Annotated in this window: 16 protein-coding genes and 1 riboswitch; of the genes, 6 read left to right on the top strand and 10 right to left on the bottom strand. The window is 69.5% G+C overall.

The window, feature by feature from the left end:
* Nucleotides 1–11: 11 nt before the first annotated feature.
* A complete protein-coding gene (gene ligD / locus AC0VYM_RS23725) occupies nt 12–929 on the bottom strand; it encodes a non-homologous end-joining DNA ligase (RefSeq protein WP_475455718.1) in 918 nt (305 codons plus the stop codon).
* Between the two features lie 192 nt (nt 930–1,121).
* Between ligD and AC0VYM_RS23730 the strand changes: the two genes are divergently transcribed.
* The 4 genes from AC0VYM_RS23730 (at nt 1,122) to AC0VYM_RS23745 (ending at nt 4,315) form a co-directional block, all read left to right on the top strand.
* On the top strand, nt 1,122–1,604 hold the full coding sequence (locus AC0VYM_RS23730; protein WP_475455720.1) for a hypothetical protein: 483 nt from the start codon (nt 1,122–1,124) through the stop codon (nt 1,602–1,604).
* Nucleotides 1,605–1,730: 126 nt separating this feature from the next.
* Complete coding sequence (locus AC0VYM_RS23735) at nt 1,731–2,057, top strand: hypothetical protein (protein WP_475455722.1); 327 nt, start codon at nt 1,731–1,733, stop codon at nt 2,055–2,057.
* Between the two features lie 59 nt (nt 2,058–2,116).
* On the top strand, nt 2,117–3,823 hold the full coding sequence (locus AC0VYM_RS23740) for an alpha/beta hydrolase (protein WP_475455724.1): 1,707 nt from the start codon (nt 2,117–2,119) through the stop codon (nt 3,821–3,823).
* 42 nt (nt 3,824–3,865) lie between these two features.
* Nucleotides 3,866–4,315 (top strand): hypothetical protein, encoded by a 450-nt coding sequence (locus AC0VYM_RS23745; protein WP_475455726.1) that lies wholly within the window; start codon nt 3,866–3,868, stop codon nt 4,313–4,315.
* Between the two features lie 84 nt (nt 4,316–4,399).
* Here the strand turns inward: AC0VYM_RS23745 and AC0VYM_RS23750 are convergent, their stop codons facing one another.
* The 9 genes from AC0VYM_RS23750 to AC0VYM_RS23790 form a co-directional block, all read right to left on the bottom strand.
* On the bottom strand, nt 4,400–5,344 hold the full coding sequence (locus tag AC0VYM_RS23750; protein ID WP_475455728.1) for an electron transfer flavoprotein subunit alpha/FixB family protein: 945 nt from the start codon (nt 5,342–5,344) through the stop codon (nt 4,400–4,402).
* 33 nt (nt 5,345–5,377) lie between these two features.
* Nucleotides 5,378–6,157: an electron transfer flavoprotein subunit beta/FixA family protein gene (locus AC0VYM_RS23755; RefSeq protein ID WP_475455730.1), complete on the bottom strand. Its 780-nt coding sequence runs from the start codon at nt 6,155–6,157 to the stop codon at nt 5,378–5,380.
* Nucleotides 6,158–6,568: 411 nt separating this feature from the next.
* Nucleotides 6,569–8,980 (bottom strand): serine/threonine-protein kinase, encoded by a 2,412-nt coding sequence (locus AC0VYM_RS23760; RefSeq protein WP_475455732.1) that lies wholly within the window; start codon nt 8,978–8,980, stop codon nt 6,569–6,571.
* Between the two features lie 438 nt (nt 8,981–9,418).
* Nucleotides 9,419–10,219, bottom strand: coding sequence for an enoyl-CoA hydratase/isomerase family protein (locus AC0VYM_RS23765; RefSeq protein WP_475455734.1), 801 nt, complete (start codon nt 10,217–10,219; stop codon nt 9,419–9,421).
* Nucleotides 10,220–10,266: 47 nt separating this feature from the next.
* Nucleotides 10,267–11,073: an energy-coupling factor transporter transmembrane component T family protein gene (locus AC0VYM_RS23770; RefSeq protein WP_475455736.1), complete on the bottom strand. Its 807-nt coding sequence runs from the start codon at nt 11,071–11,073 to the stop codon at nt 10,267–10,269.
* Nucleotides 11,070–12,620, bottom strand: coding sequence for an ABC transporter ATP-binding protein (locus AC0VYM_RS23775; protein WP_475455738.1), 1,551 nt, complete (start codon nt 12,618–12,620; stop codon nt 11,070–11,072). The genes AC0VYM_RS23770 and AC0VYM_RS23775 overlap by 4 nt, the downstream gene beginning before the upstream one ends.
* Before the next feature lie 2 nt (nt 12,621–12,622).
* Nucleotides 12,623–13,261 (bottom strand): ECF transporter S component, encoded by a 639-nt coding sequence (locus AC0VYM_RS23780; protein WP_475455740.1) that lies wholly within the window; start codon nt 13,259–13,261, stop codon nt 12,623–12,625.
* Nucleotides 13,262–13,343: 82 nt separating this feature from the next.
* Nucleotides 13,344–13,451: riboswitch (TPP riboswitch) on the bottom strand.
* Between the two features lie 139 nt (nt 13,452–13,590).
* A complete protein-coding gene (locus AC0VYM_RS23785; RefSeq protein WP_475455742.1) occupies nt 13,591–14,481 on the bottom strand; it encodes a glycoside hydrolase family 19 protein in 891 nt (296 codons plus the stop codon).
* A 292-nt stretch (nt 14,482–14,773) separates the two neighbouring features.
* Nucleotides 14,774–16,987, bottom strand: coding sequence for a transglycosylase domain-containing protein (locus tag AC0VYM_RS23790; protein WP_475455744.1), 2,214 nt, complete (start codon nt 16,985–16,987; stop codon nt 14,774–14,776).
* Nucleotides 16,988–17,729: 742 nt separating this feature from the next.
* On the opposite strand from AC0VYM_RS23790, the gene AC0VYM_RS23795 reads away from it, so the two are divergent.
* Complete coding sequence (locus AC0VYM_RS23795) at nt 17,730–19,697, top strand: alpha-1,4-glucan--maltose-1-phosphate maltosyltransferase (RefSeq protein ID WP_475455746.1); 1,968 nt, start codon at nt 17,730–17,732, stop codon at nt 19,695–19,697.
* A gap of 104 nt (nt 19,698–19,801) precedes the next feature.
* Complete coding sequence (gene treS, locus AC0VYM_RS23800) at nt 19,802–21,718, top strand: maltose alpha-D-glucosyltransferase (RefSeq protein ID WP_475455748.1); 1,917 nt, start codon at nt 19,802–19,804, stop codon at nt 21,716–21,718.

Here is a 21,718-nt window from a genome sequence, read left to right on the forward strand (position 1 = left end):
GCTGACCGGCGTCATCCCCGCTGACCGGCGCGGGGGCCGGGCACCACCCGTCCCTCACTCCGGTCCAGCTGCGCGAGCGCCCGGCGCGGGGACCGCGCGTGCCTGCGCATCCCGGCGAAGGGGCACTCCTCGCGCTCCATCTCGATGGTGAAGTCCCTCGACGTGCTGAGCCGGTCCAGTTCCTCCCAGGTCACCGGGGCCGCCACCGGGGCTCCCGGCTTGGGCCGGACCGCGTAGGGCACCACCGCGAGCTGCCCGGTCCCGTTGCGCAGGTAGTCCACGAACATCCGGCCGTGCCGGGCCGCCTTGCGCACCCGGGTGGTCCACTCGTCCGGAGCACGCGCAGCCACCCGGTCCGCGACCGCCTTGGCCAGCCTCCGGACCTCCATGTCGTCCACCTCGGGCCGCAGCGGCGAGTGGACGTGCAGCCCCCGGGAGCCCGTGGTCATCACGTAGGCGGCCAGGCCGAGGTCGGACAGTACCTCGCGCACGTTCCACGCGGCGTCACGGCAGGAGTCGAAGGAGTCCTCCGAACCGTCCAGGGGGTCGAGGTCGATGACCATCCGGTCGGGCACCCCCAGCCGAGGGGTGCGTGAGGACCACGAGTGCAGGGTGATGGCGTCCTGGTCCGCGCACCACACGAGGGTGGCCGCCTCGTGGCACTCCATCATCCGCCCGGAGGCGGTCCAGAGGGTCCGGACCCACTTGGGGTGGGCGGGGTGCTGTACGAGGAAGCCCGGGGACTCGATCCCCTCGACGTACCGTTCCAACGCCACGGGGCGGCCCTTGACCAAGGGCAGCATGAACGGTGCGATCCGCGCGTAGTAGTCGGCCAGGTCGGCCTTGGTCGCCCCGCCGGGCCCGAAGAGCGACTTGTCGGAGTGGCGGACCTCCACCTTGCGTCGTCCCGCGCGCACCGTCGTTCGCATGAACGCTCCTCAGGGTCGTCGTTCGCGGGATCTACCCGAACACTTCCCCTGAAAACCACACCAAACGTTTCACATAGCGCAAACCACCTGCGCGTTCCCGCGTTCCGGGCCCGAAGACACGAGCCGCTGGCGAACGGTCCCGGCCCCGTCGGCATCTACAGGGACATCCCCGGCACGAACCAGGAATCCCTTATGCGCGTATCCATCAAAGGACCGTGGCGGGTGGCGCTCGCCGCCGCCCTGGCCGTGATCGCCGCCGGTTGCACCCCCAGCACGAGCATCACCCGCGACGAGGCCGAGGAACGACTCGAAGAACACGCGACCGCCGCCGCGGACGCCCTCCCCGACGAGCTCGAACTCGACCCCTCCAACAAGCTCAGCGCACCAACCTGCGGGTCCTCCGAGGACCGTATCCGCCTCTCGAGGTCCTACTGGCTGGATGCCCTCCCGGAGGAGGACAACGACACCAACGTCGACACCCTCGTCCAACACTGGCAGGACAACGGCTACGAGATCACCGCAGACGAACGCCCCGATGAACTCTTCGTCTCCGTCACCGACACCGAAGACGACTTCGGACTCTACGTCCAGGTCAGTGTCGAGGGGTATCTGTCGATGACCGTCTCCTCCCCCTGCATCTGGCCCGGGAAAGACCGCTGGAGATGGATCAACTGACACAGCAGGCTCGCCTGTTGGGGCCGATTCCGGCCAGATCGCGAGGGCCTTGCTTCTGAACGTGCACGCGAACAAGCACTTTCTGTAGCATCGCGACATCCTTCCCTTTCCCGATTGGAGTGAATCGTGTCCGAAGAGGCCGGAGTCAACCCGATCGAGGCGATGAGCGAGGCCGAACAGGCGGAGGCGCTCGCCGAGGCAATGGTGTTCCTCGGAAGGGACCTGGAACTCATCACCTCGGACCTACGATCCGCCGTGTCCGAACACGTGTCCTCCGCCATCGGCGACTACGAGGAAGAGACCGTCCTCCACTTGGGCCAGGTCGCCCAGAACGGCATCAATCTGGCCCAGAACGTACAAGGCGCCGACCTCGCGATCGCGGACACCGACCACGAGAACGCCGAGGAGTTCCAAGAGGGTTTGGAAGCCCTCGACATCCAGATCAACTTCTAGCTCGCGAGCCCCTTGACTAGCGCCAGGCCCCTACCTGAGCCCCGGAGACAGACACAGCCATGACCGATTTCGCCGACCTGCACCTCGGACTACCCAGCGACATCGAAGCCGAGATCGGCGACATCGAATCGGGCGCCGATGATCTCGTTCAACTCCGCCAGACCATGCTCGGCGACGCCGAGACCACCGACACCCAGTTCCGCACCGCGTCGGGGGAGTTCACTGACCTCATCGCCTGGAACATCGTCACGGCATCCTCCACCGAACTGATGGCTTGGGAAGAGGCCACCAAGGCCCTGACCTACGGGGCGGGGACTCTGCGCCTGTGGGCGAGCGACATCGGGACCTACCGCGCCGAACGAGCCAGCATCCAGCGACGATGGGATGAGGCCAAAGCCGACGCGGAGTCGGCCGTGTCCAATATCAGTTCCAAACCCAACATGCACGGCTCCCTGTCCTCCGCGCCCGTCAAAGCAGACAAGATCGAGGAACTGGAGACTCTGCGCATCGAACTGCTCTCCGAGCACTCGGGGCGCTGGGAGACCCTGATGGAGCAAGCCGACCAGACCAAGAAGGACCTGCGCGACGGCCCCGATGAAGCCACCCTGGAACGACTCGTCGAAGCGGGCCTACTCACCGGAGCACAACTGACCTACCTCGGAGACGCCGTCCCGAGCATGGTCCCCGACGAGCTGACCGGAGACGAACCCCCCGCAGTCGTCAACCTGTGGTGGACCTACATGACGGAGGAGGAACAACGGGAGGCCATGGAGGACCACCCCGAACTCCTTCGCGACCTCGACGGTATCCCCGCCAGCGTGCGCGACGAGCTCAACCGCGAACACCTCGACAATGAGATCGAACGTCTCGAAGAGGACCTTGAGGAAGCACGGGAGGAGCACAGGAGCAACCCGGGCCCCGGTAATTCCTTCACCCGGTTGGAGACCAGCGAGACCATCAGTGAACTCACACAGGACATTTCCACACTTCGGGGCCTGCGCAACAACGTGGAGGGCAAGGAGCTGAAAGGCGAGCCGGAGGCACATCACGAGCACCGGTTCCTGCTGTCCCTTGACACCGAGAACGCGGGCCGGGCGATCGTCGCCCATGGCAACCCGGACACTGCAGACAACGTGGGCACCCTTGTGCCGGGTACCAACGCCGACTGGCGAAACGTCAACGGCCAGTTCGAGTACGCGGGCCAGATAGCGACGCAAGCGCATAGCGAGAGCCAGGAGTCGAACCACTCCGTCATCGCCTGGATCGGCTACGACGCTCCACAAGGTCCGGAGGCAGCGGAAAGGGAGCACGCCGAGAACGCGGTGGAGGAACTCGGCGCCTTCCAGGACGGTCTACGCGCCACCCACCAGAACACCTCCCCTTCGCACAACACCGTCATCGGACACAGCTACGGATCCACCGTGGTCGGCCACACGGCCTGGAGCGAGCGGGGACTGGATGCGGACGAGATCGTCCTCGTGGGAAGCCCAGGAAGTGGCACAACCCATGCAGACCACCTGGGCCTACCTGCGGAGAACGTGCACACTTCCACCGCCGAGAACGACCAGATCACTTGGGTCACCGGCTTCCCGCTTGGCCCCGACCCCACAGACGAGCAATTCGGAGCCAATACGTTCGCTTCGAGTCCGGGATCCAAGTGGGGAAAGATCCCTTTCGGGGATGCCCACTCGGAGTATTTCGAGAACGATTCCGATTCACTCGAACGGATTGGCCAGATCATCGCCGGCCAAGCGAACACGAACTAGGTAATACCCATGATTCGAAGTGTCCAAGGTCCGTTGCGGACAGTGCTCTTCATCGTCCTGACGATGATCACCATCGGTTGCACCCCCAGCACGAGCATCACCCGCGACGAGGCCGCGGAACGACTCGAAGAACACGCGACCGCCGCCGCGAACGCCCTCCCCGACGAGCTCGAACTCGACACCACCGAAAGGATCAACGCGCCGCCCTGTGACTCCTCCGAGGACCAGATCTGGGTGTCCCAGTTGTTCTGGCTGGACGGCCTCCCGGAGGAGGACAACGAAGCCAACGTCGACGCGCTGGTCCGACACTGGCAGGACAACGGCTACGAGATCACCCGCGACGAACGCCCCCAGAAACTTCGCGTCGGCGCCTCGCACAGTGAGGACGGGTTCGACCTGAACGTCAAGACCAGCGTTGAGGGGTATCTGTCGTTGTCGGTCTCCTCCCCCTGCATCTGGCCCGAGGGAGACCGCTGGGCATGGGGAGACTGACCCGAAGCACCCCTCCACGACGAAAGCCGACGCCCGGTCGGAGTCTTCTCCGGCCGGGCGTCGGCTTGGACACGCGAAGCGCGGTTACTTGCGCTTGTTGATCTCCTCGGTCAGCTGCGGGGCGACCGTGTGCAGGTCACCCACGACACCGAAGTCCGCGAGCTCGAAGATCGGCGCCTCGGGGTCCTTGTTGACCGCGACGATGTTCTTCGAGGTCTGCATACCCGCCCGGTGCTGGATCGCGCCGGAGATGCCCAGGGCGACGTACAGGTTCGGGCTGACCGTCTTACCGGTCTGGCCGACCTGGAACTGGTTCGGGTACCAGCCGGAGTCGACGACGGCGCGCGAGGCACCGACGGCGGCACCGAGGGAGTCGGCCAGGTTCTCGACGACGCTGAAGTCGTCCGAACCCACACCGCGACCACCGGAGACCACGATGGCGGCCTCGGTGAGCTCGGGGCGCGCGCCCTTCTCCTGGACGACGCGCTCGACGACCTTGGCGGTCTTGGCTGCGTCGGAGATCTCGACCGCCACGGCCTCCTCGGCGGCGGCGCCGGCGGCGGCCTCCGGCACGACGGAGTTCGGGCGGACCGCGACGACCGGGACACCGGTGGTGACGCGGGCGTGCGTGACGGTGGCGCCACCGAAGACGCTGTGCTCGGTGACGACCTCGGCGTTGACGTCGACGACGTCGGTGAGCACACCCGAGCCCAGCTTCACGGCGGTGCGACCGGCGATCTCCTTGTTCTCGGCGGTGGCCGAGACGAGGATGGCGGCGGCGCCCTTCTCCTGCGCGAGCTTGGCGAGCAGCTCGGCCCTGGGCGCGACGACGTAGTCGTTCACCTCGGCCGGAGCCACGTAGACCTTCTCGGCGCCGAACTCGGCCAGCGCGGCCCGGCCCGACTCCACACCGTCTCCGACCCACACCGCGGCGGGCTCACCGATGCGGCGCGCAGCGGTCAGCAGCTCGGTGGTGACCTTCTTGACCTGTCCGTCGACGTGGTCGACGAGGACGAGGACCTCAGCCATAATCCTTGAACCTTCCTGAGTCTCTCGCCTGACCTACACGAACTTCTTCTCGGCGAGGAAGTCGGCGGCCTTGGTACCGCCGTCGCCCTCGTCCTTGACGATCGTGCCCGCGGCGCGCGGCGGCGCGGCGGCGAAGTCGACGGTCTCGGTGGTGGCGTTGGCCAGACCGACCTTGCCGGTGTCGATGCCCGCGTCGGCCGCGGACTTCTTGTCGACCGGCTTCTTCTTCGCCTGCATGATCAGCTTGAAGGACGGGTAGCGGGGCTCGTTGATCTTCTCCACGACGGAGACGACCGCCGGGAGCTGAGCCTCGACGACGTCGTAGCCGTAGTCGGTCTGACGCTGGATCTTGATGGCGCCGCCGTCGACGTCGACCTTGCCCGCCAGCGTGAGCTGGGGCAGGCCGAGGTACTCGGCGAGCGCGGCACCGATGACACCGGTGCGGGCGTCGGTGGACTCCGAGCCGAGGACGACGAGGTCGAACTCAAGGGTGCCCAGGGCCTGCGCGAGCGCGTAGGCGGTCTGGATCGCGTCGGAGCCGTGCAGCGCCTCGTCGTTGACGAAGACGGCCTTGTCGGCGCCCATGGACAGGGCCTTGCGGATCGAGTCCGTGGCCTGGTCCGGGCCCATCGTCAGGATGGTGACCTCGCCACCGTGCTTCTCCTTGAGGAGGAGCGCCTCTTCGATGGCGTACTCGTCGAGCTCGTTGATGACGCCGTCGGACGCTGCGCGGTCCAGCGTCTTGTCATCGGCGTTGAGCTTCCGTTCGGTCGCCGTGTCCGGGACCTGCTTGACCAAAACGACAATATTCATGGCCGGTGGCCGACCTCCCTGCACTCCCATATCCGCCGTCAGGCGGGTGGACGCTGGCGCGCCCCGATACTGCCAACAATGCCGAATGCCGTTCGGTCATCCGACGGCGGGTCCGGTGTACACGTCTACATCCGACCCGCCCGTGTGCTCATAGCAGAGATGTTACTCGCTAGTAGCTTGAAGGCCAACCCGCGCCCCCACGTTCGACTTAGGAAACCCTAACCAGAACCCGGACGACAACCGTCGCCGGGCCCACCGGACGGCGGTCACCAGTGCCGACCCCGGCGGGGCGCGGAACCCCCACACCCACCTTAGTGACCGGTTCCACGCCGTTGGCGGGCACACCGCCGCCGAACGACGGACGCTCCCCCTCCCGGCGGGGAGAAGGAGCGTCCTCGGTCTGTTCCTCGTCTAGCTGAACCAGTCGGAGGGGCCGGTGAGCGGCCCCGTGGTCCAGATCGGCGCCGAGGACAGCCCGATGGAGAGGATGAACATGGTGACGAGCACGATGGCCACCACCACGCCCACGTAGACGTACAGGTTGCCGAACCGGGCCCGCTCCACCAGCCAGACCGCCTGGTGACGAGCCTCACGCCCGCTGGGCATGATGTAGCTCAGCAGGATCATGATGAAGACCGCGAAGGCACCCGTGTAGTTGGCGCCCTCCCCCGGCACGTCCATGATCCTCGCGTAGACCATCCCGACGAGGATGCCGCCCAACAGGTAGATCAGGCCGAACCCGACCGTGCGCAGCGCCATGCGTCCGAACGCCCATGGGAAGCTGAGCGCCACCACCATGCCGTCGGAGTTGCGCGGCCCGCGCGTCTGGAGGCGCCGCGCGTGCTCGGACTTGACCACGTCCAGCGCACCCAGGCCCGCGATGACCACGATGCCCAGGATGATGCCGATCCACGGGAACCACAGGGCCACCCCGGCCAGCGCCACCATGATCGGGATGAGCACCAGCGGGTGCATCCGCCAGGACTCGTCGTAGTACTCGTCGTCCTCGTCGTACTCGTCGCCCTGGCCGTCGCCCCGGAAGTAGTCCCCGACCCGGTCGCCGCGACCGCGCCGGAAGCGCCCGAGCAGGCCGCCGCGCTCCTGGAACTCCTCCTCGTCGAACTCCTGCGTGCTGTTGGCCCGGCCCTGCTGGCCGACCGGCGTCAGGATGTCCTGGAAGGCGTTCGGGTCCAGCGGGGAGTTGAAGAACTGGGTCTGCGGGGCCCCGTCCGACTCGGCCCGCTGGGGGGAGGCCTCCGCCTGGCCCATCATCATGGTCCCGGCGGGGTCGTCCCTGCGCGCCAGCTCGCCCGGCTCGAAGCGCTGGGTGCCGTGCACGTCGTCCTGGCGGCCCAGCTCCCCCGGCTCGAAGCGCTGGGTGCCCTGCATGTCGTTCCGGCCGGGCCGGATGCGCTCCGTCCCCTGCGGGTCGTGGAGGTCGTCGGAGGACCCCGGGGTGATCCGCTCGGTGCCGGGCAGGTGGGACGACAGGTCGTCGGTGGCCTCGTCCGGCTCCCCCCAGCCCGTCGCGGCGGCGCGCCCGCCGCTGAGGTCGTCCGTGGCCTCCGCGTCCGTGCCCCAGCCGGTGGAACGGGCGCCGTTGAGGTCGTTGGTGGCCTCGTCGTCGGTGTTCCAGCCCGAACCCGTGGCGGGCCGACCGCCGCCGAGGTCGTCCGTGGCGTCGTCGGCGGTCCAACCGCCGGAGCGCGCGTGGCTGGTCTGCGGTGCCGAGGGGCTCGCCCACGCGCTGGCCGTGTTGGTCGGGTTGCCGCCGCTGGTGTGCGCGGGGCCCCAGCCGTCGGTGGCCCGGCCCGCGAGGTACCCGGCGGCACCGCCGAGCGCCGCGCCAGCCGCACCGGCCGCCGCCGCTCCGCCGATCCCCGTGCCTCCGTGGCCGCCCGAGGCGGCCGGGTTCTGGGTGGGAGCGGGGGCGTGCACGGTGTGGCCGCCGGTCTGCCCGGCCGACGGCATGCCGCCGGTCGGCTCGGTCCAGGGCAGGTCGAGGTTGAGGCGCCCGGTCTCGGCCACCAGTTCGGCGGCGGTGGGACGGGCCGACATGTCGCGGGAGACCGCGCGGTTGACGAGCGGGCGCAGCGCCTCGTGCATCCCGTCCATGTCGATCTCACCGTTGAGGATGCGGAAGAAGATGACCTCGAACGAACCGGCGCCGTAGGGCGGGCGTCCGGTCGAGGCGAAGGCGACGGTGCCGCCCCAGGCGTGCACGTCGGTGGCGGGGCCCAGGTCCGTGCCCTCGATGACCTCCGGGGACAGGTAGCTGGGCGTGCCGACGAACGTGCCGGTCTGGGTCAGCTTGGCGCCGTCCACGGCGTGCGCGATGCCGAAGTCGATGACGATCGGCTCACCGTTGGAGATGATCACGTTGCCGGGCTTGAGGTCGCGGTGGATCACGTCCACCGCGTGGATGTCCTTGATCGCCCGGGCCATGCCGGTGACGAAGCGGGTCAGAGCGCGGCCGCGCAGGGGGCCGTGGTCGGTGACGGTGGCGTCCAGGGTGGGCCCGGGGATGTACTCGGTGACCACCCAGGGCAGCTCGGCCTGGGTGTCCGCGTCGATGACCTCGGCCACGTTGGGGCTCTGCACACGGCGCATCGTCTCGACCTCGCGGGCGAGCCGGGCGCGTGCGATGTGGTCACCGGCGACCTCGGGCTTGAGGACCTTCACCGCGACGAACTGGTCGGTCCGGGGATCCTCGGCCTGGTACACCACACCCATGCCGCCGGCGCCGATGCGGCGGCGGATGACGTAGTGGCCGATGCGCTCCGGCAGTTCTTCACCCGTGGGGAAACCTGCCGACATTGCCATCGAGAACTCATCCCCTCAAAAGACCACATACCACCACGTCCAGCTTATCGGCCGGGGGGATGGGTCAACATTGGCTTGTGTGGCCCCTCCGAGGGGCCTGCGGTCTGTTCGGTCCCGCCGGAGGGGTGTGGGCGCCACACGCGCCACCGGGGACTCCGGGCGAACCGTCCGTCCTCGGACGACCATTGACGAGTATGACGGAAAAACCACGCGGGCGGTTCCCCGTCCCCCGTCCCGGTTGGCCGGTTCCGGACGTCTTCCCAGGGTCCCGCGCCGCCGGTCGACGCGACGAGGAGTCGAAGTGGCGACGAGGTGATGCGAGCCGGGGCAGGTGCCCGAGGCGGGACGCCGGGATGGACGCACTGACACTACCCGCCCCGAACTGCGCGGACACCCCCCAGGCGCCGAGGCGGACTGGGGGGCCGGTCACAGCCGGGCTCAGCGTCCGACGAAGGTGGCCTTGCCGGGCCCCTGCTCGACGAAGCTCTTCATCCCGGCCTTCTGGTCCTCGGTGGAGAACAGGCCGGAGAAGTGCAGGCGCTCGATCTCCAGGCCGGTGTCCAGGTCGGTCTCCAGCCCCCGGTCGATCGCCTCCTTCGCGGCGGCCAGCGCCACGGCGGGACCGTCCACGTACTTCGCGACCAGGGCGACGGCGGCCGAGTAGACCTCCTCGTCGGGCACGACCTCGTCCACGAGGCCGATCTCCCGGGCCTCGTCGGACCGCACGTGGCGTCCGCTGAACACCAGGTCCTTCGCGCGGGCGGGACCGATCAGGCGCGGGAGCCGCTGGGTGCCGCCCGCACCCGGGATGACGCCCAGCTGGATCTCGGGCTGGCCGAGCCGGGCCTTGGTGCCCGCCACCCGGAAGTCGGCGCACAGAGCCAGCTCGCAGCCGCCGCCCAGCGCGTAGCCGCTGATCGCCGCGACCACGGGCTTGGGGATGCGGGCCACCGCCGTGAGAGCGTTCTGGAGCGCCCGCGAGTACTCCAGCATGCCGGCGTGGGTGAGGTCGGCCATCTCCTTGATGTCGGCCCCGGCCACGAACGCCCGCTCACCGCCGTAGAGCACCACCGCGCGCACGGAGGGGTCCGCGGACACGGCGGCGGCCGCCTCCGCGATCTCCCGGGTGACCGTGCCGTTCAGCGCGTTCAGCGCCTTGGGCCGGTCGATCCGGATGACGGCCACACCGGGGTTCTCCGGGTCGGCCTCGACGCGCACGAACTCGCTCACGTTCTCCACCTTCTTCGCTTCGACGTCAGTGTCCGCTGCTTACCTAACCACCCGCGTCAGCGGAAGAGCAGCACCAGGGTCCCCAGGCGGGCCGACAGGGCGTAGGCGGCCACCAACAGCAGGACGGTGCCCGCCAGCAGGAGGGTGTCGGCCGCCCGCCAGCGGCTGTACCGCGCGTGGGTGCGGGGTCCGGTGCCGAAGGCCCGCGCGTCCATCGCGGTGGCCAGCAGGGTCCCGGTCCGAATGGACCGCACCAGCAGCGCGAACAGCCGCCCGAAGAACAGCGAGACGATCCGCAGGGGGTTGCGTCCGGCTTCCAGGCCCCGCGCCCGACGGGCCAGGGTGATGGTCCGCCACTGGTCGGCGAGCAGCGGGATGAGCCGCAGCGCGGCGAGCACGCCCATGGCGGGGCGTTCGGGCACCCGGAGCCGCTGCACGAGGCCGTCGGACATCTCCGTGGGGTCGCTGCTGATCGCCGCGAGCAGTCCGGGCAGGGCGATGGCCAGCAGGCGCACCGCCGCGCCCACGGCGCCCTCCAGCCCCTGCTCGCCGTACAGGTAGTTGACCGCGCCGCTGCTGAGCCCCATGAGCAGGAAGGGCCCGCCCAGGACCAGCAGGGTGCGCCGGTCCACTCCGCTGAACGGCACGGTGACCAGCACCGCGAGCAGCACGACGCCGCCGGTGACGGCGTCGACCGCCGGGATCAGTCCGATACCGATCATCAGCGCGGCCAGCAGCTTGGCGGCCGGGTTCAGGCCGGTCAGCCAGTAGCGGGCACCGCCGCCCTCGGGCACGTCCAGGGTGAGGGTGTCCCCGCCCAGGGCGCGGGGCGGCACCGTGCGGTCCGTGTTCCGGGAACTCACGCGTCCCCCTCTCGGGCCGTCGCGGACCGGGCCGCCTCGACGGGCACCGCGCGCCCCTCGGCCACCCGTACCTCCACGTCCGTCAGACGGCGCAGGAGGAGTTCGTCGTGGGTGGCCATGACCACGGCCCGCCCCTCGGCGCGCAGGGCGCCGAGCAGCTCCACCAGTTCCGTCCAGGTTCGGGTGTCCTGGCCGAAGGTGGGTTCGTCCAGCACCAGCAGGTCCGGGGCGTGCGAGGGACCGGAGCTGAGCGCGGTCGCCACCGACAGGCGCCGTTTCTCCCCGCCGGAGAGCGTGTACGGGTGCACCTCGGCCAGCCGGGTCAGCCGCAGCCGCTCCATCAGCTCGCCCACCCAGGAGTCGGTCTCGGCCTCGCCCATCCCCGCGCGCAGCGGCGCGAAGCGGAGTTCGTCGCGGACCGTGGCGGTGACGAACTGGTCCTCCGCGTGCTGGAAGACCGTTCCCACGTGCCGGGCCAGACGGCGGGCGGGCCAGCGCACGAGCGGGCGCCGGTCGGCCTCGGCCAGGGGACCGCGCGGCAGGACCTGGCCCCGGTGCGGGCGCGAGAGCCCGGCCAGCATGGTCAGGAGTGTGGACTTGCCCGCGCCGTTGGGTCCGGTCAGGGCGGTGGCGGTCCCGGCGGACAGGGTGACGTCGACGTCGTCGAGCACCGTCCTCCGAGGTGCGGCGCGCACGCCCACCTGGAAGGGGGTGCGGGCGGTGACGCCGACGGTCTCCACCAGCGGTGCGCCGCCGGGCCCGGGTGTGAGCTCGGGGGCGGGTTCGTTCCCGGGGATCCACACGCCCTGGTCGGCCAGCGAACGGCCGTGTTCCGCGAACACCCGCTCCGGGGTGCCGTCCGCGATCACTCCCCCGCCGGGTTCGACCACGACGACCCGGTCCACCAGGTCCACGACGTCGGCCACCCGGTGTTCGACCAGCACGAGGGTGGCCTCGGTCTCGTGGAGCAGGCGGGAGAGCAGGTCGCGGACGAGCACCGCCCCGGCGGGGTCGAGGTTGGCGGTGGGTTCGTCCAGGAGCAGCAGGCGCGGCCGCATGGCCAGCGCGCCGGCGATGACCAGGCGCTGTTTCTCCCCGCCGGAGAGGGCGCCCGTGGAGTGCCGGAGGCCGTAGGGGAAGCCGACCTCCGTCAGGGAGCGCTCGACCCGGGGCCAGATGTGCTCGGGGTCCACCCCCAGGTTCTCCAGTCCGAAGGCGACGTCGTCCCCGGCCCGGGCCATCACGAGCTGGGTCTCGGGGTCCTGGCTGACCAGCCCGACGCCGCCCCGGCCGCGGTCGGCGGGTGCTCCGTCCACCAGCAGCGAGCCCTCGTGCTCCCCGCTGATCGCGCCGTCCTCACCGGTGAGCCCGGCCAGGGAGTGCAGCAGGGTGGACTTGCCCGCGCCCGAGGCTCCGAGCAGCAGGACCCGCTCCCCCGGTTCGACGGTGAGGTCCACCCCGCGCAGGGCGTGCGTTTCACGGCCGGAGTGCTTCCATCCCCAGCCGGAGAGTTCGACGCGCGCCCCTCGCGCGTTGGGTCGTGTCACGGTCAGCCCCTGGCCGAGGGGAAGGGGGCCAGCGCGCCGGACCTGGCCAGCGCGGTGGTGAGCAGGCGCGCGCCGACGCCCGCGATGACGGCCGCGCTGAGCACCACGATCACGCCGTAGGTGAGCTGGTACTCGATCGGCCAGGTGACGTTGTAGGCGATGTTGTCGCGGATGGCCGGGGAGAGTCCGGCGACGGCGGCGGCGAGCACGGCCACGCCCATGTTCCAGCGCCGGTAGGCGAAGGCGAGGAACACCAGTTCGGGCAGCAGTCCCTGGAGGGTGCCGTCGACGACGACCATGACCCCCCACTGGGTGCCCAGCACGGCCGAGACCGAGGCGGCGGCGATCGAGGTGAGCAGGGCCGCGCCGGGCTTGCGGATGATGAGGCCGCCGAGCACGCCGGAGATCAGCCACATGCCGTAGACGACGGCCTGCCCGGGCGGGAACGCGACGAACAGCGGTGTGGTGACCGACCAGACGATGTTCCACAGCCAGAAGACGACGCCGACCGCGACGCCGATGACGGCGGCGACGACGATGTCGACGGTGCGCCAGCTCCGGGCCTTCGCGAGGACCTCCCGGACGGGGCCCCCGGGTTCGGCGGTGGCTCCGGTGCCGGTCCCGCGGTTTTCGGTACTCATGATGGTTGGTGTCCCTTCGTCGGGGTGACGAGGGCCCATGTGGCCAAGAGCGCCGGTCGGGCGCGCGCTGACGCACGCACGACGGCGGTTTCCTACGACTTCCTTCGCTGGCATGACCCAGATCAGGTGTGTAAGGGTCTGCGGCCGGGTGCCGCACTCTCAGCGCTCACGCGCTCCCCTGTCGGATTGGCTCCATTATGGGGCAAACAGGACGCGCGGTGAAGACCTTCCCTCCTCCGGGACACGAAGAAGCGGGGGCGCGCCCGGCGGTGGTCGCCGGTCGCACCCCCGCTCGGGTGCCGTCAGGGGTGCCTCACGGCACCCGGGGTTCAGCAGCTCAGGTTCGACCCCGTGGTGGTGCCGAGGATCTGGGTGAACTGGGTGAACGTGTTGATGCGGCTCTGCACCTGTCCGGGGTTGCCGCCGTTGCACTCGATCGAGCCGTTGATGGAGCGGATCGACTCGCCGAAGCCGTGACCGTCGACGATGGCGGTGTGCCCCGACATCGTCCCGGCACCGGACTGGGTGTTCCAGAACCAGAGTCCGGTCCGCCAGGCGATCGAGGCGTCCTGCTCGACCAGGTAGGGGTTGTTCAGCAGGTCGATGCCGAGGGCGTCACCGGCAGCCTTGTAGTTGTAGTTCCAGCTCAGCTGGATCGGGCCCTTGCCGTAGTAGGCGGACTGGCCGGCCGGACAGCCGAAGGGCTGGCTCAGGTCGCAGTAGTGCGGGTAGTTGTCCTCGTTGATCTCCTTGATGTACACCAGCCCGCCGGTCTCGTGGCTGACGTTGGCCAGGAAGGCCGCGGCCTCGCGTCGCTGCACCTCGACGCTGCCGGTGTTGGTGAAGCCCGGGTAGGAGCTCAGGGCGGTGGTGAGGCCCGAGTAGGTGTAGAAGGGGTTCCGGTTCGGGAACATCTGGTTGAACTGGGCCTCGCTGACGACGAAGTCGTTCGGGCCCGGCTGCTCACCGCCTCCGCCGTCGCCGCAGGGGCCCTGGTCGGCCCAGACGTCCGAGGTTCCGGGACGCTCGTTCTGCGTCCACCACTTGGCGGTGTAGTTGCGGCCTTCGAAGGAGACCTGGCCGCCGCCGGTGTAGACGGAGGAGGAGCTCCAGGCGGTGGCGCAGGCGGTGGCCGCCTGCGCGGCGGCCACCGGGAGGGTAACGAGCACAGCCGCGATCGCGCCGAGCGCGGCGAGCTGACTCAGGAGACGTCGGATCACGTGATCACACTCCTAGGGTGCGGCGCTGCGTCCGACCGCGCGCCGCGGGGGGGTGACGTCACCTAAGCAAGAGTGGTCTAGACCTGTCAAGGTCCAGACCACGGATCGTGAGAACCGGATGACGGTACGGATCGGGACGGCGGCCCGCGACCCGGCCCGGCGGTCACCGGTATCCCGTGGCCACCGGGCCGAGGCGCCGCCCGGGGACGCGTCCGGGGGCGCGTCCAGGACGTGTTGTTCGGATGCCTCGCCGCTGGCGGCGGCGCCGGGGAACGATCCCCGGGACACGCCCCTAGGTTCCCTCGTCGTCGCCCGCACCGTCCGCGAGGTCCTCCGCGTCCTCGGAGCCCCCGCCGCCCTCCTCGTCCTCGTCGTCCCCGTCGCCGCCCCGCTGCTCGGGCGGCTCGGTCTTCGGGTCACCGAAGGCGCCCGGCGACCCCGCGAAGGTGTCCGACGGCAGGTTCTTGGTGGCGCCGCGCATGCTCTCCTGCCAGATCGGGCCCGGGAGGGTCCCGCCGTAGACGATCTCGAAGTGCTGCCCGCCGATCGTCACGCCCTGGAGCGGGTTCTCCTCACCGCCGCGCACGTCGCCCACGACCACCGCCGAGGCGAGGTTCGGCGTGTACCCGGCGAACCAGGCGTAGGCGGCCCCGTCCGTGGTCCCGGTCTTGCCCGCGGCCGGACGCCCCAGGTCCAGACCCTTGGCGGTGCCCCCGTCGAAGGTCTGCTGGAGCAGGTGGTTGACCCCGTCGGCGGCGTTCTGCTGGACCGTGCGCTCACACTCCGAGGTGGTCTTGAACTCCGTGCCGGTGCCCTCCTCGGTCACCATGCGCACCGGGCGCGGCTCGCAGTACTCGCCCCTCGCGGCGAAGGTCGCGTAGGAGGCGGCCACGGTCAGCGGGGACACCTCCTGGTCCCCGAGGGTGAAGGAGCTCCAGACCCCGAGGTCGCCGCCGTCAGCGCGGTGCACCCCGGCCTTCTCCGCCATCTCCGAGGTCTCGCACAGGCCCACACGCTTCTGGAGCTGCGCGAAGTAGGTGTTCACCGACCCCTTGGTCGCGCTGATCATGTTGTGGCTGCCGTCGTCGCTCTCCCCCGCGTTGCGGACGCTCCACGAGGACATCCTCGTGCCCTCGCAGTCGGCCATGCCGCTGACGGACAGGTTCTTGGGCGAGGCGAAGCTGGTCCCGTACCCCAGGCCCTTCTCCAGCGCCGCCGCCAGCGTGTACGTCTTGAAGGTGGATCCGGCCTGGTACCCCAGGGACCCGCCGTCCTCCTGGTCCACGGCGAGGTTGAGGGAGGTCGTCCCGACCCGTTCGTCGTCGAACCCGTACCGCAGGTTCTGCACGAGCGCGCGCACGCGCCCGGAACCGGGCTCGACCATGGCCTGGGCGGCGAACTTCGTGGAGTCCTCGTGCGGGACCCGCTTGTCGACGGCGTCCTGGGCCGCGTCCTGCGCGGCGGTGTCGAGCGTGGTCCGCACGATCAGCCCGCCCTGGGCGATGCGCTGCTCGCGCTTCTCGACGGTGTCCCCGATCAGGTCCGAACTCCGCAGCCAGCGCATCGTGTAGTCGCAGAAGAACGGGTAGTCGCTCTCCGCGCAGCTGCCGCCGCGCGGGCTGGAGTCGATCCCCAGGCCCTTCTCCTTGTGTGCCTCGGCCTCGTCGGCGCTGAGGGCGTCGGTGGCCACCATGCGGTCCAACACGAGGTTGCGGCGTTCGAGCGCCTCGTCGGGGTTGTTGAGCGGGTCGTAGAAGGAGGGGGCGCGCACCAGACCGGCCAGCATGGCGGCCTGCCCGGCGTCGAGGTCGGCGGCGGGGACGGAGAAGTACCGCTGCGCGGCGACCTCCACGCCGTGCGCCCCCGCGCCGAAGTAGGACAGGTTCAGGTACCCCTCCAGGATCTCGTCCTTGGTGAGGCGCTCCTCGACGTCGATGGCGTAGCGCAGTTCGGTCAGCTTGCGGCCCAGGTTCTGCGCGCTGGCGCCCTCGACCTCCTCCTCCGTCTCGGCGGTCTCGATGAGGAGGTTCTTCACGTACTGCTGGGTGATGGTGGAGCCGCCCTGTGTGTCGCCCTGGGCGGTGCGGGCGGCGGCGCGGATCACACCGCGCAGGTCCAGGCCCTTGTGCTCGTAGAAACGGTCGTCCTCGATCGCCATGAGGGCCGTGCCCACCCACGGGCTGATCTCGTCGAGGCCCACCACGCGGCGTTCGCGTTCGGCGACCTCCGCGAAGGGGGTGCCGTCGTCGGCGGTGAGCAGGACCCGGGAGGACAGGCTGGGCACGTCCAGATCGCCGGGCAGGGACATGAACCCCGCGGCCGCGTCCCGCGCGACCAGTCCGACACCGCCCACCCAGGGCATGACCAGGGCCGCTGACAGGAGCCCGGCGACGGCCCCGAGCCCGGAGAGTCTGAGCAGGGCCTCTCGCCGGTCCTGCGGCTGGTCGTGCTTCAGGAACCCCCGGATCGCCTCCAGGAACGGACCTCCCTGGTTCGACTCCGTCACGTCGCCCCCCTACGGCCGTGTGCTGTCCGCTCGCCGCGCGACACGAACACTGCGACGCCCAGACTCGCAGCCGCTACGCAAAGGGAAGTCCGTCAAATCAGGCGTGTTAGCGAAAACCTTCCTCAATCCACGGCAAAGCTGGCAGATCGTGCATGGCACGCATGCCCGGATGGATCATCCGAAACCAACCATCCCTTTACTCGACGTCAAGATGATTCGACGCAGGAGGCCGGAGAGACAGGAGGCAGGCGGTCCGGATATGGGACGAATGATTCCCAGGGGACCCGTCGGACACACGTGAATGTCCGGAATGCAGCCCGGCTGCCCTTCCTCACATTTGAACAGCCCTACCCAACACCGCCCCTCCGCCAACATGTGACCTGAATTTTCGGAATTTTCATGACGGGGAATACGAAAACAACCACAGAGGCGCCTGAATCGCTTGATGTCGTATGCCCGCAATGCGAGGTTCACCGAGGTGAATCGCGGCAAATACCAGGTCTTTGCGCCCTCGCCTAGAGTGGCGAGGATCACATTAATTCTGCGGCCTCGACACTCTGCCAAACCCCACTAGAGGGCCGACGATAGACAGCGGAGGGCACCGAAGCCGCAATCCGGACAGATTCCGAACCGAGCCTTCGTTAACTCCGTCTTTCCTTTGATTAACTCCCGGTTATTTATGCGCGGATCCTTGTGCGCGCCATCCCATAACGCCCGAACCACGACAATGACGGTGTAGCCAGTGATCGGACGACTGCCCATCCTCGACATCTCTCCAGACAACGGCCTGGGGCCCGTGAAAGCCGTTCCCGGCGAGCGCTTCACCGTGTCCGCCACCGTCATCCGCGAGGGCCACGACTCCCTCGCCGCGGGCGTCGTCGTCCACTCCCCCCGGGGCCGCCGCGAGGCGCTGGTCCCCATGCGCGAGCGGGCCCCCGGCACCGACCGGTACGAGGCCGAGATCAGCCTTCCCGGTGAGGGGAACTGGTCCTTCTCGGTCGAGTCGTGGAGCGACCCCTTCGCCACCTGGCTCCACGTCGCACGCGTGAAGCTCCCCCTGGACACCGACACCGCGCTGGTCCTGGAGGAGGGTGCCCGCCTCCTCGCCCGGGCCGGTCGGCGCACCCCCCGCACCCCCGCCCTGAACAACGCCGCCAGGACGCTGCGCGACACCTCCCGTGCCCCTCTGGAGCGTTTCGGGGCCGCCGTCACCGACGAGGTCCTCGCGGAGATGGAGCGCAACCCCCTCCGCGAACTCGTCACCCGCTCCAAGCGCACCAAGGTCGTCGTCCACCGCGAACGCGCCCTCTTCGGCTCCTGGTACGAGTTCTTCCCCCGCTCGGAGGGGGCGCAGGTCGACACCGCCCCCGGCCAGGAGGTCTCCGGCACCTTCGCCACCGCCGCCAAGCGCCTGCCCGCCATCGCGGACATGGGCTTCGACGTCGTCTACCTGCCGCCGATCCACCCCGTCGGGGACTCCCACCGCAAGGGCCGCAACAACACGCTCCAGCCCGGACCGGGCGACCCCGGCTCGGTGTGGGCGATCGGCTCCGCCGACGGCGGCCACGACGCCGTCCACCCGGGCCTGGGCACCCTGGCCGACTTCGACGCCTTCGTGGCCGAGGCCCGTGACCACGGTCTGGAGATCGCCCTCGACCTGGCCCTCCAGTGCTCCCCCGACCACCCCTGGGTGGCCGAGCACCCGGAGTGGTTCAGCAGGCGGGCGGACGGGTCCATCGCCTACGCCGAGAACCCGCCGAAGAAGTACCAGGACATCTACCCGCTCTGCTTCGACCACGACTTCGAGGGCCTCTACAGGGAGTGCCTGCGGGTGGTCCGGCACTGGATCGACCACGGTGTGCGGATCTTCCGCGTCGACAACCCGCACACCAAGCCGGTCGCCTTCTGGGAGCGGCTGCTGGCCGACGTGGCCAGGCACGACCCGGACGTGCTCTTCCTCGCGGAGGCCTTCACCCGCCCCGCGATGATGCGCACCCTGGCCAAGGTCGGCTTCCACCAGTCGTACACCTACTTCACCTGGCGCAACGGCAAGGACGAGCTCACCGACTACCTCACCGAGCTCAGTCAGGAGACCGCGCACTACCTGCGCCCCAACCTCTTCACCAACACCCCGGACATCCTCAACGCGTACCTCCAGGAGGGCGGCCGCCCCGCCTTCGAGGCGCGCGCGGTGCTCGCGGCGCTGCTCTCGCCCACCTGGGGGATCTACTCGGGCTTCGAGCTGTGCGAGAACACCCCCGCCGCGCCCGGCAGCGAGGAGTACCTGGACTCGGAGAAGTTCCAGTACCGGCCGCGCGACTGGGCCGCCGCCGACGCGTCCGGGGACACCATCGCCCCGCTGGTCACCCGGCTGAACGCGCTGCGCCGGGCCCACCCCGCCCTGCGCGAGCTCCGCAACCTGCGCTTCCACCAGGTGGACCGGCCCGAACTCGTGTGTTTCTCCAAGCACCGGACCGGCGCCCCCGGTGAGCCCGACGACGTCGTGATCGCCGTCGTCAACCTCGACCCGCACCACGCCCGCGAGGCCACGGTGCACCTGGACCTGCCGTCGATCGGCCGCACGTGGGAGGAGGACCTCAGGGTGACCGACGAACTGACCGGCCGAACGTACACCTGGCGAGCGGACAACTACGTCCGGCTCGACCCGGCGACCGGACCGGCGCACGTGTTCACCGTCCACGGCAGATGACGGGCCCTGGCGAGGCGGGCGGACACCCGGACCGGGTGCCGCCCCCTCCATCGTGCGAAAAGCCTGTTGATCCGACGTCGAACATTCTTGGTGGGGAGCAGTAGATGAGCAACGACGAGCCCGGACCCGTCGCCCACGAGCACGCCGAACACGGTCCGCTCGCCCCGGCCACCGGGGCCGCCACCGGCCCGCTCATGTCCACCGGCGGCACCAGTGATCCCCACTGGTTCAAGCACGCCGTCTTCTACGAGGTACTCGCGCGCGGGTTCTTCGACTCCAACGGAGACGGCACCGGTGACCTCACCGGGCTCGTGCGGAAGCTGGACTACCTCCAGTGGCTGGGCATCGACTGCATGTGGCTGCTGCCGATGTACGAGTCGCCGCTGCGAGACGGCGGGTACGACATCTCGGACTACTTCAAGATCCTCCCCGAGTTCGGCAACACCGCCGACTTCGTGGAGCTCCTGGACGAGGCCCACCGCCGAGGCATCCGGGTCATCACCGACCTGGTCATGAACCACACCAGCGACCAGCACCCGTGGTTCCGGGCCTCGCGGGAGGACCCGGACGGCCCCTACGGCGACTTCTACGTGTGGTCGGACAGCGACGAGCTCTACGACGAGGCCCGGATCATCTTCGTCGACACCGAGACGTCCAACTGGACCTACGACGAGGTCCGTGGCCAGTACTACTGGCACCGCTTCTTCTCCCACCAGCCGGACCTCAACTTCGAGAACCCGGCGGTGCAGGAGGCGATTCTGGAGGTCCTGCGCTACTGGCTGGACCTGGGCATCGACGGGTTCCGCCTGGACGCCGTGCCGTACCTGTACGAGCGCGAGGGCACCAACTGCGAGAACCTCAAGGAGACCCACGAGTTCCTCAAGCGGGTGCGCGCCGAGGTGGACCGCCTGTACCCGGACCGGGTGCTGCTGAGCGAGGCCAACCAGTGGCCGTCGGAGGTCGTCGACTACTTCGGTGACTTCGAGTCCGGCGGCGACGAGTGCCACATGAACTTCCACTTCCCGTTGATGCCGCGCATGTTCATGGCGGTGCGGCAGGAGCAGCGGTTCCCGATCTCGGAGATCCTGGCCCAGACCCCGGAGATCCCCCGCAACTGCCAGTGGGCGATCTTCCTGCGCAACCACGACGAGCTGACCCTGGAGATGGTCACCGACGAGGAGCGCGACTACATGTACTCCGAGTACGCCAAGGAACCCCGCATGCGCGCGAACGTGGGGATCCGGCGGCGGCTCGCGCCCCTGTTGGACAACGACCGCAACCAGATCCAGCTCTTCACCGCGCTGCTGCTCTCCCTGCCCGGGTCGCCGGTCCTGTACTACGGCGACGAGATCGGCATGGGCGACAACATCTGGCTGGGCGACCGGGACGCCGTCCGCACGCCCATGCAGTGGAACTCCGACCGCAACGCCGGGTTCTCCCGGAGCGATCCCGCCCGCCTGTACCTCCCGATGATCATGGACCCGGTCTACGGCTACCAGGCGGTCAACGTGGAGTCGCAGCGCGAGAACCCGGGGTCGCTGCTGAACTGGACGCGCCGGATGATCCAGATCCGCAAGCGCCACCCCGTGTTCGGCACCGGGGAGTTCACCGAGCTGAACGCCACGAACCCCAGCGTGCTGGCGTTCATCCGGGAACACGGCGACGACCGGATGCTGTGCGTGAACAACCTGTCCCGGCACCCGCAGCCCGTGGAGCTCGACCTGTCCCGGTACGCCGGGGTCAGCCCCGTCGAGTGCGTGGGCGGGGTGAGCTTCCCGGAGATCGGTGAGCTGCCGTACCTGCTCACCCTCCCCGGCCACGGCTTCTACTGGTTCCAGCTCCCTGCCGAGCGCGCCGCCGCGCCGGGTGCCGGGGACCGTGAGGAGGCCCCCACCTACGGCCTGCCCTCGGCGGGGGTCAGCGCCCGGAACGCCTTCGACACCGGCCACCACACCGCGTCCACCACCGCGTCCGGCGCGCGACCCGGGGACGGTGGCGGGAAGGGACACGGGCCTTACTGA

It is taken from the genome of Nocardiopsis sp. iso_237 (genome assembly GCF_056173345.1).

Bases quoted from the DNA above. Each gene is read 5' to 3' on its own strand.
- ligD (WP_475455718.1), bottom strand. From the start codon at position 929: ATGCGAACGACGGTGCGCGCGGGACGACGCAAGGTGGAGGTCCGCCAC.
- AC0VYM_RS23730 (WP_475455720.1), top strand. From the start codon at position 1,122: ATGCGCGTATCCATCAAAGGACCGTGGCGGGTGGCGCTCGCCGCCGCC.
- AC0VYM_RS23740 (WP_475455724.1), top strand. From the start codon at position 2,117: ATGACCGATTTCGCCGACCTGCACCTCGGACTACCCAGCGACATCGAA.
- AC0VYM_RS23750 (WP_475455728.1), bottom strand. From the start codon at position 5,344: ATGGCTGAGGTCCTCGTCCTCGTCGACCACGTCGACGGACAGGTCAAG.
- AC0VYM_RS23755 (WP_475455730.1), bottom strand. From the start codon at position 6,157: ATGAATATTGTCGTTTTGGTCAAGCAGGTCCCGGACACGGCGACCGAA.
- AC0VYM_RS23760 (WP_475455732.1), bottom strand. From the start codon at position 8,980: ATGGCAATGTCGGCAGGTTTCCCCACGGGTGAAGAACTGCCGGAGCGC.
- AC0VYM_RS23780 (WP_475455740.1), bottom strand. From the start codon at position 13,261: ATGAGTACCGAAAACCGCGGGACCGGCACCGGAGCCACCGCCGAACCC.
- treS (WP_475455748.1), top strand. From the start codon at position 19,802: ATGAGCAACGACGAGCCCGGACCCGTCGCCCACGAGCACGCCGAACAC.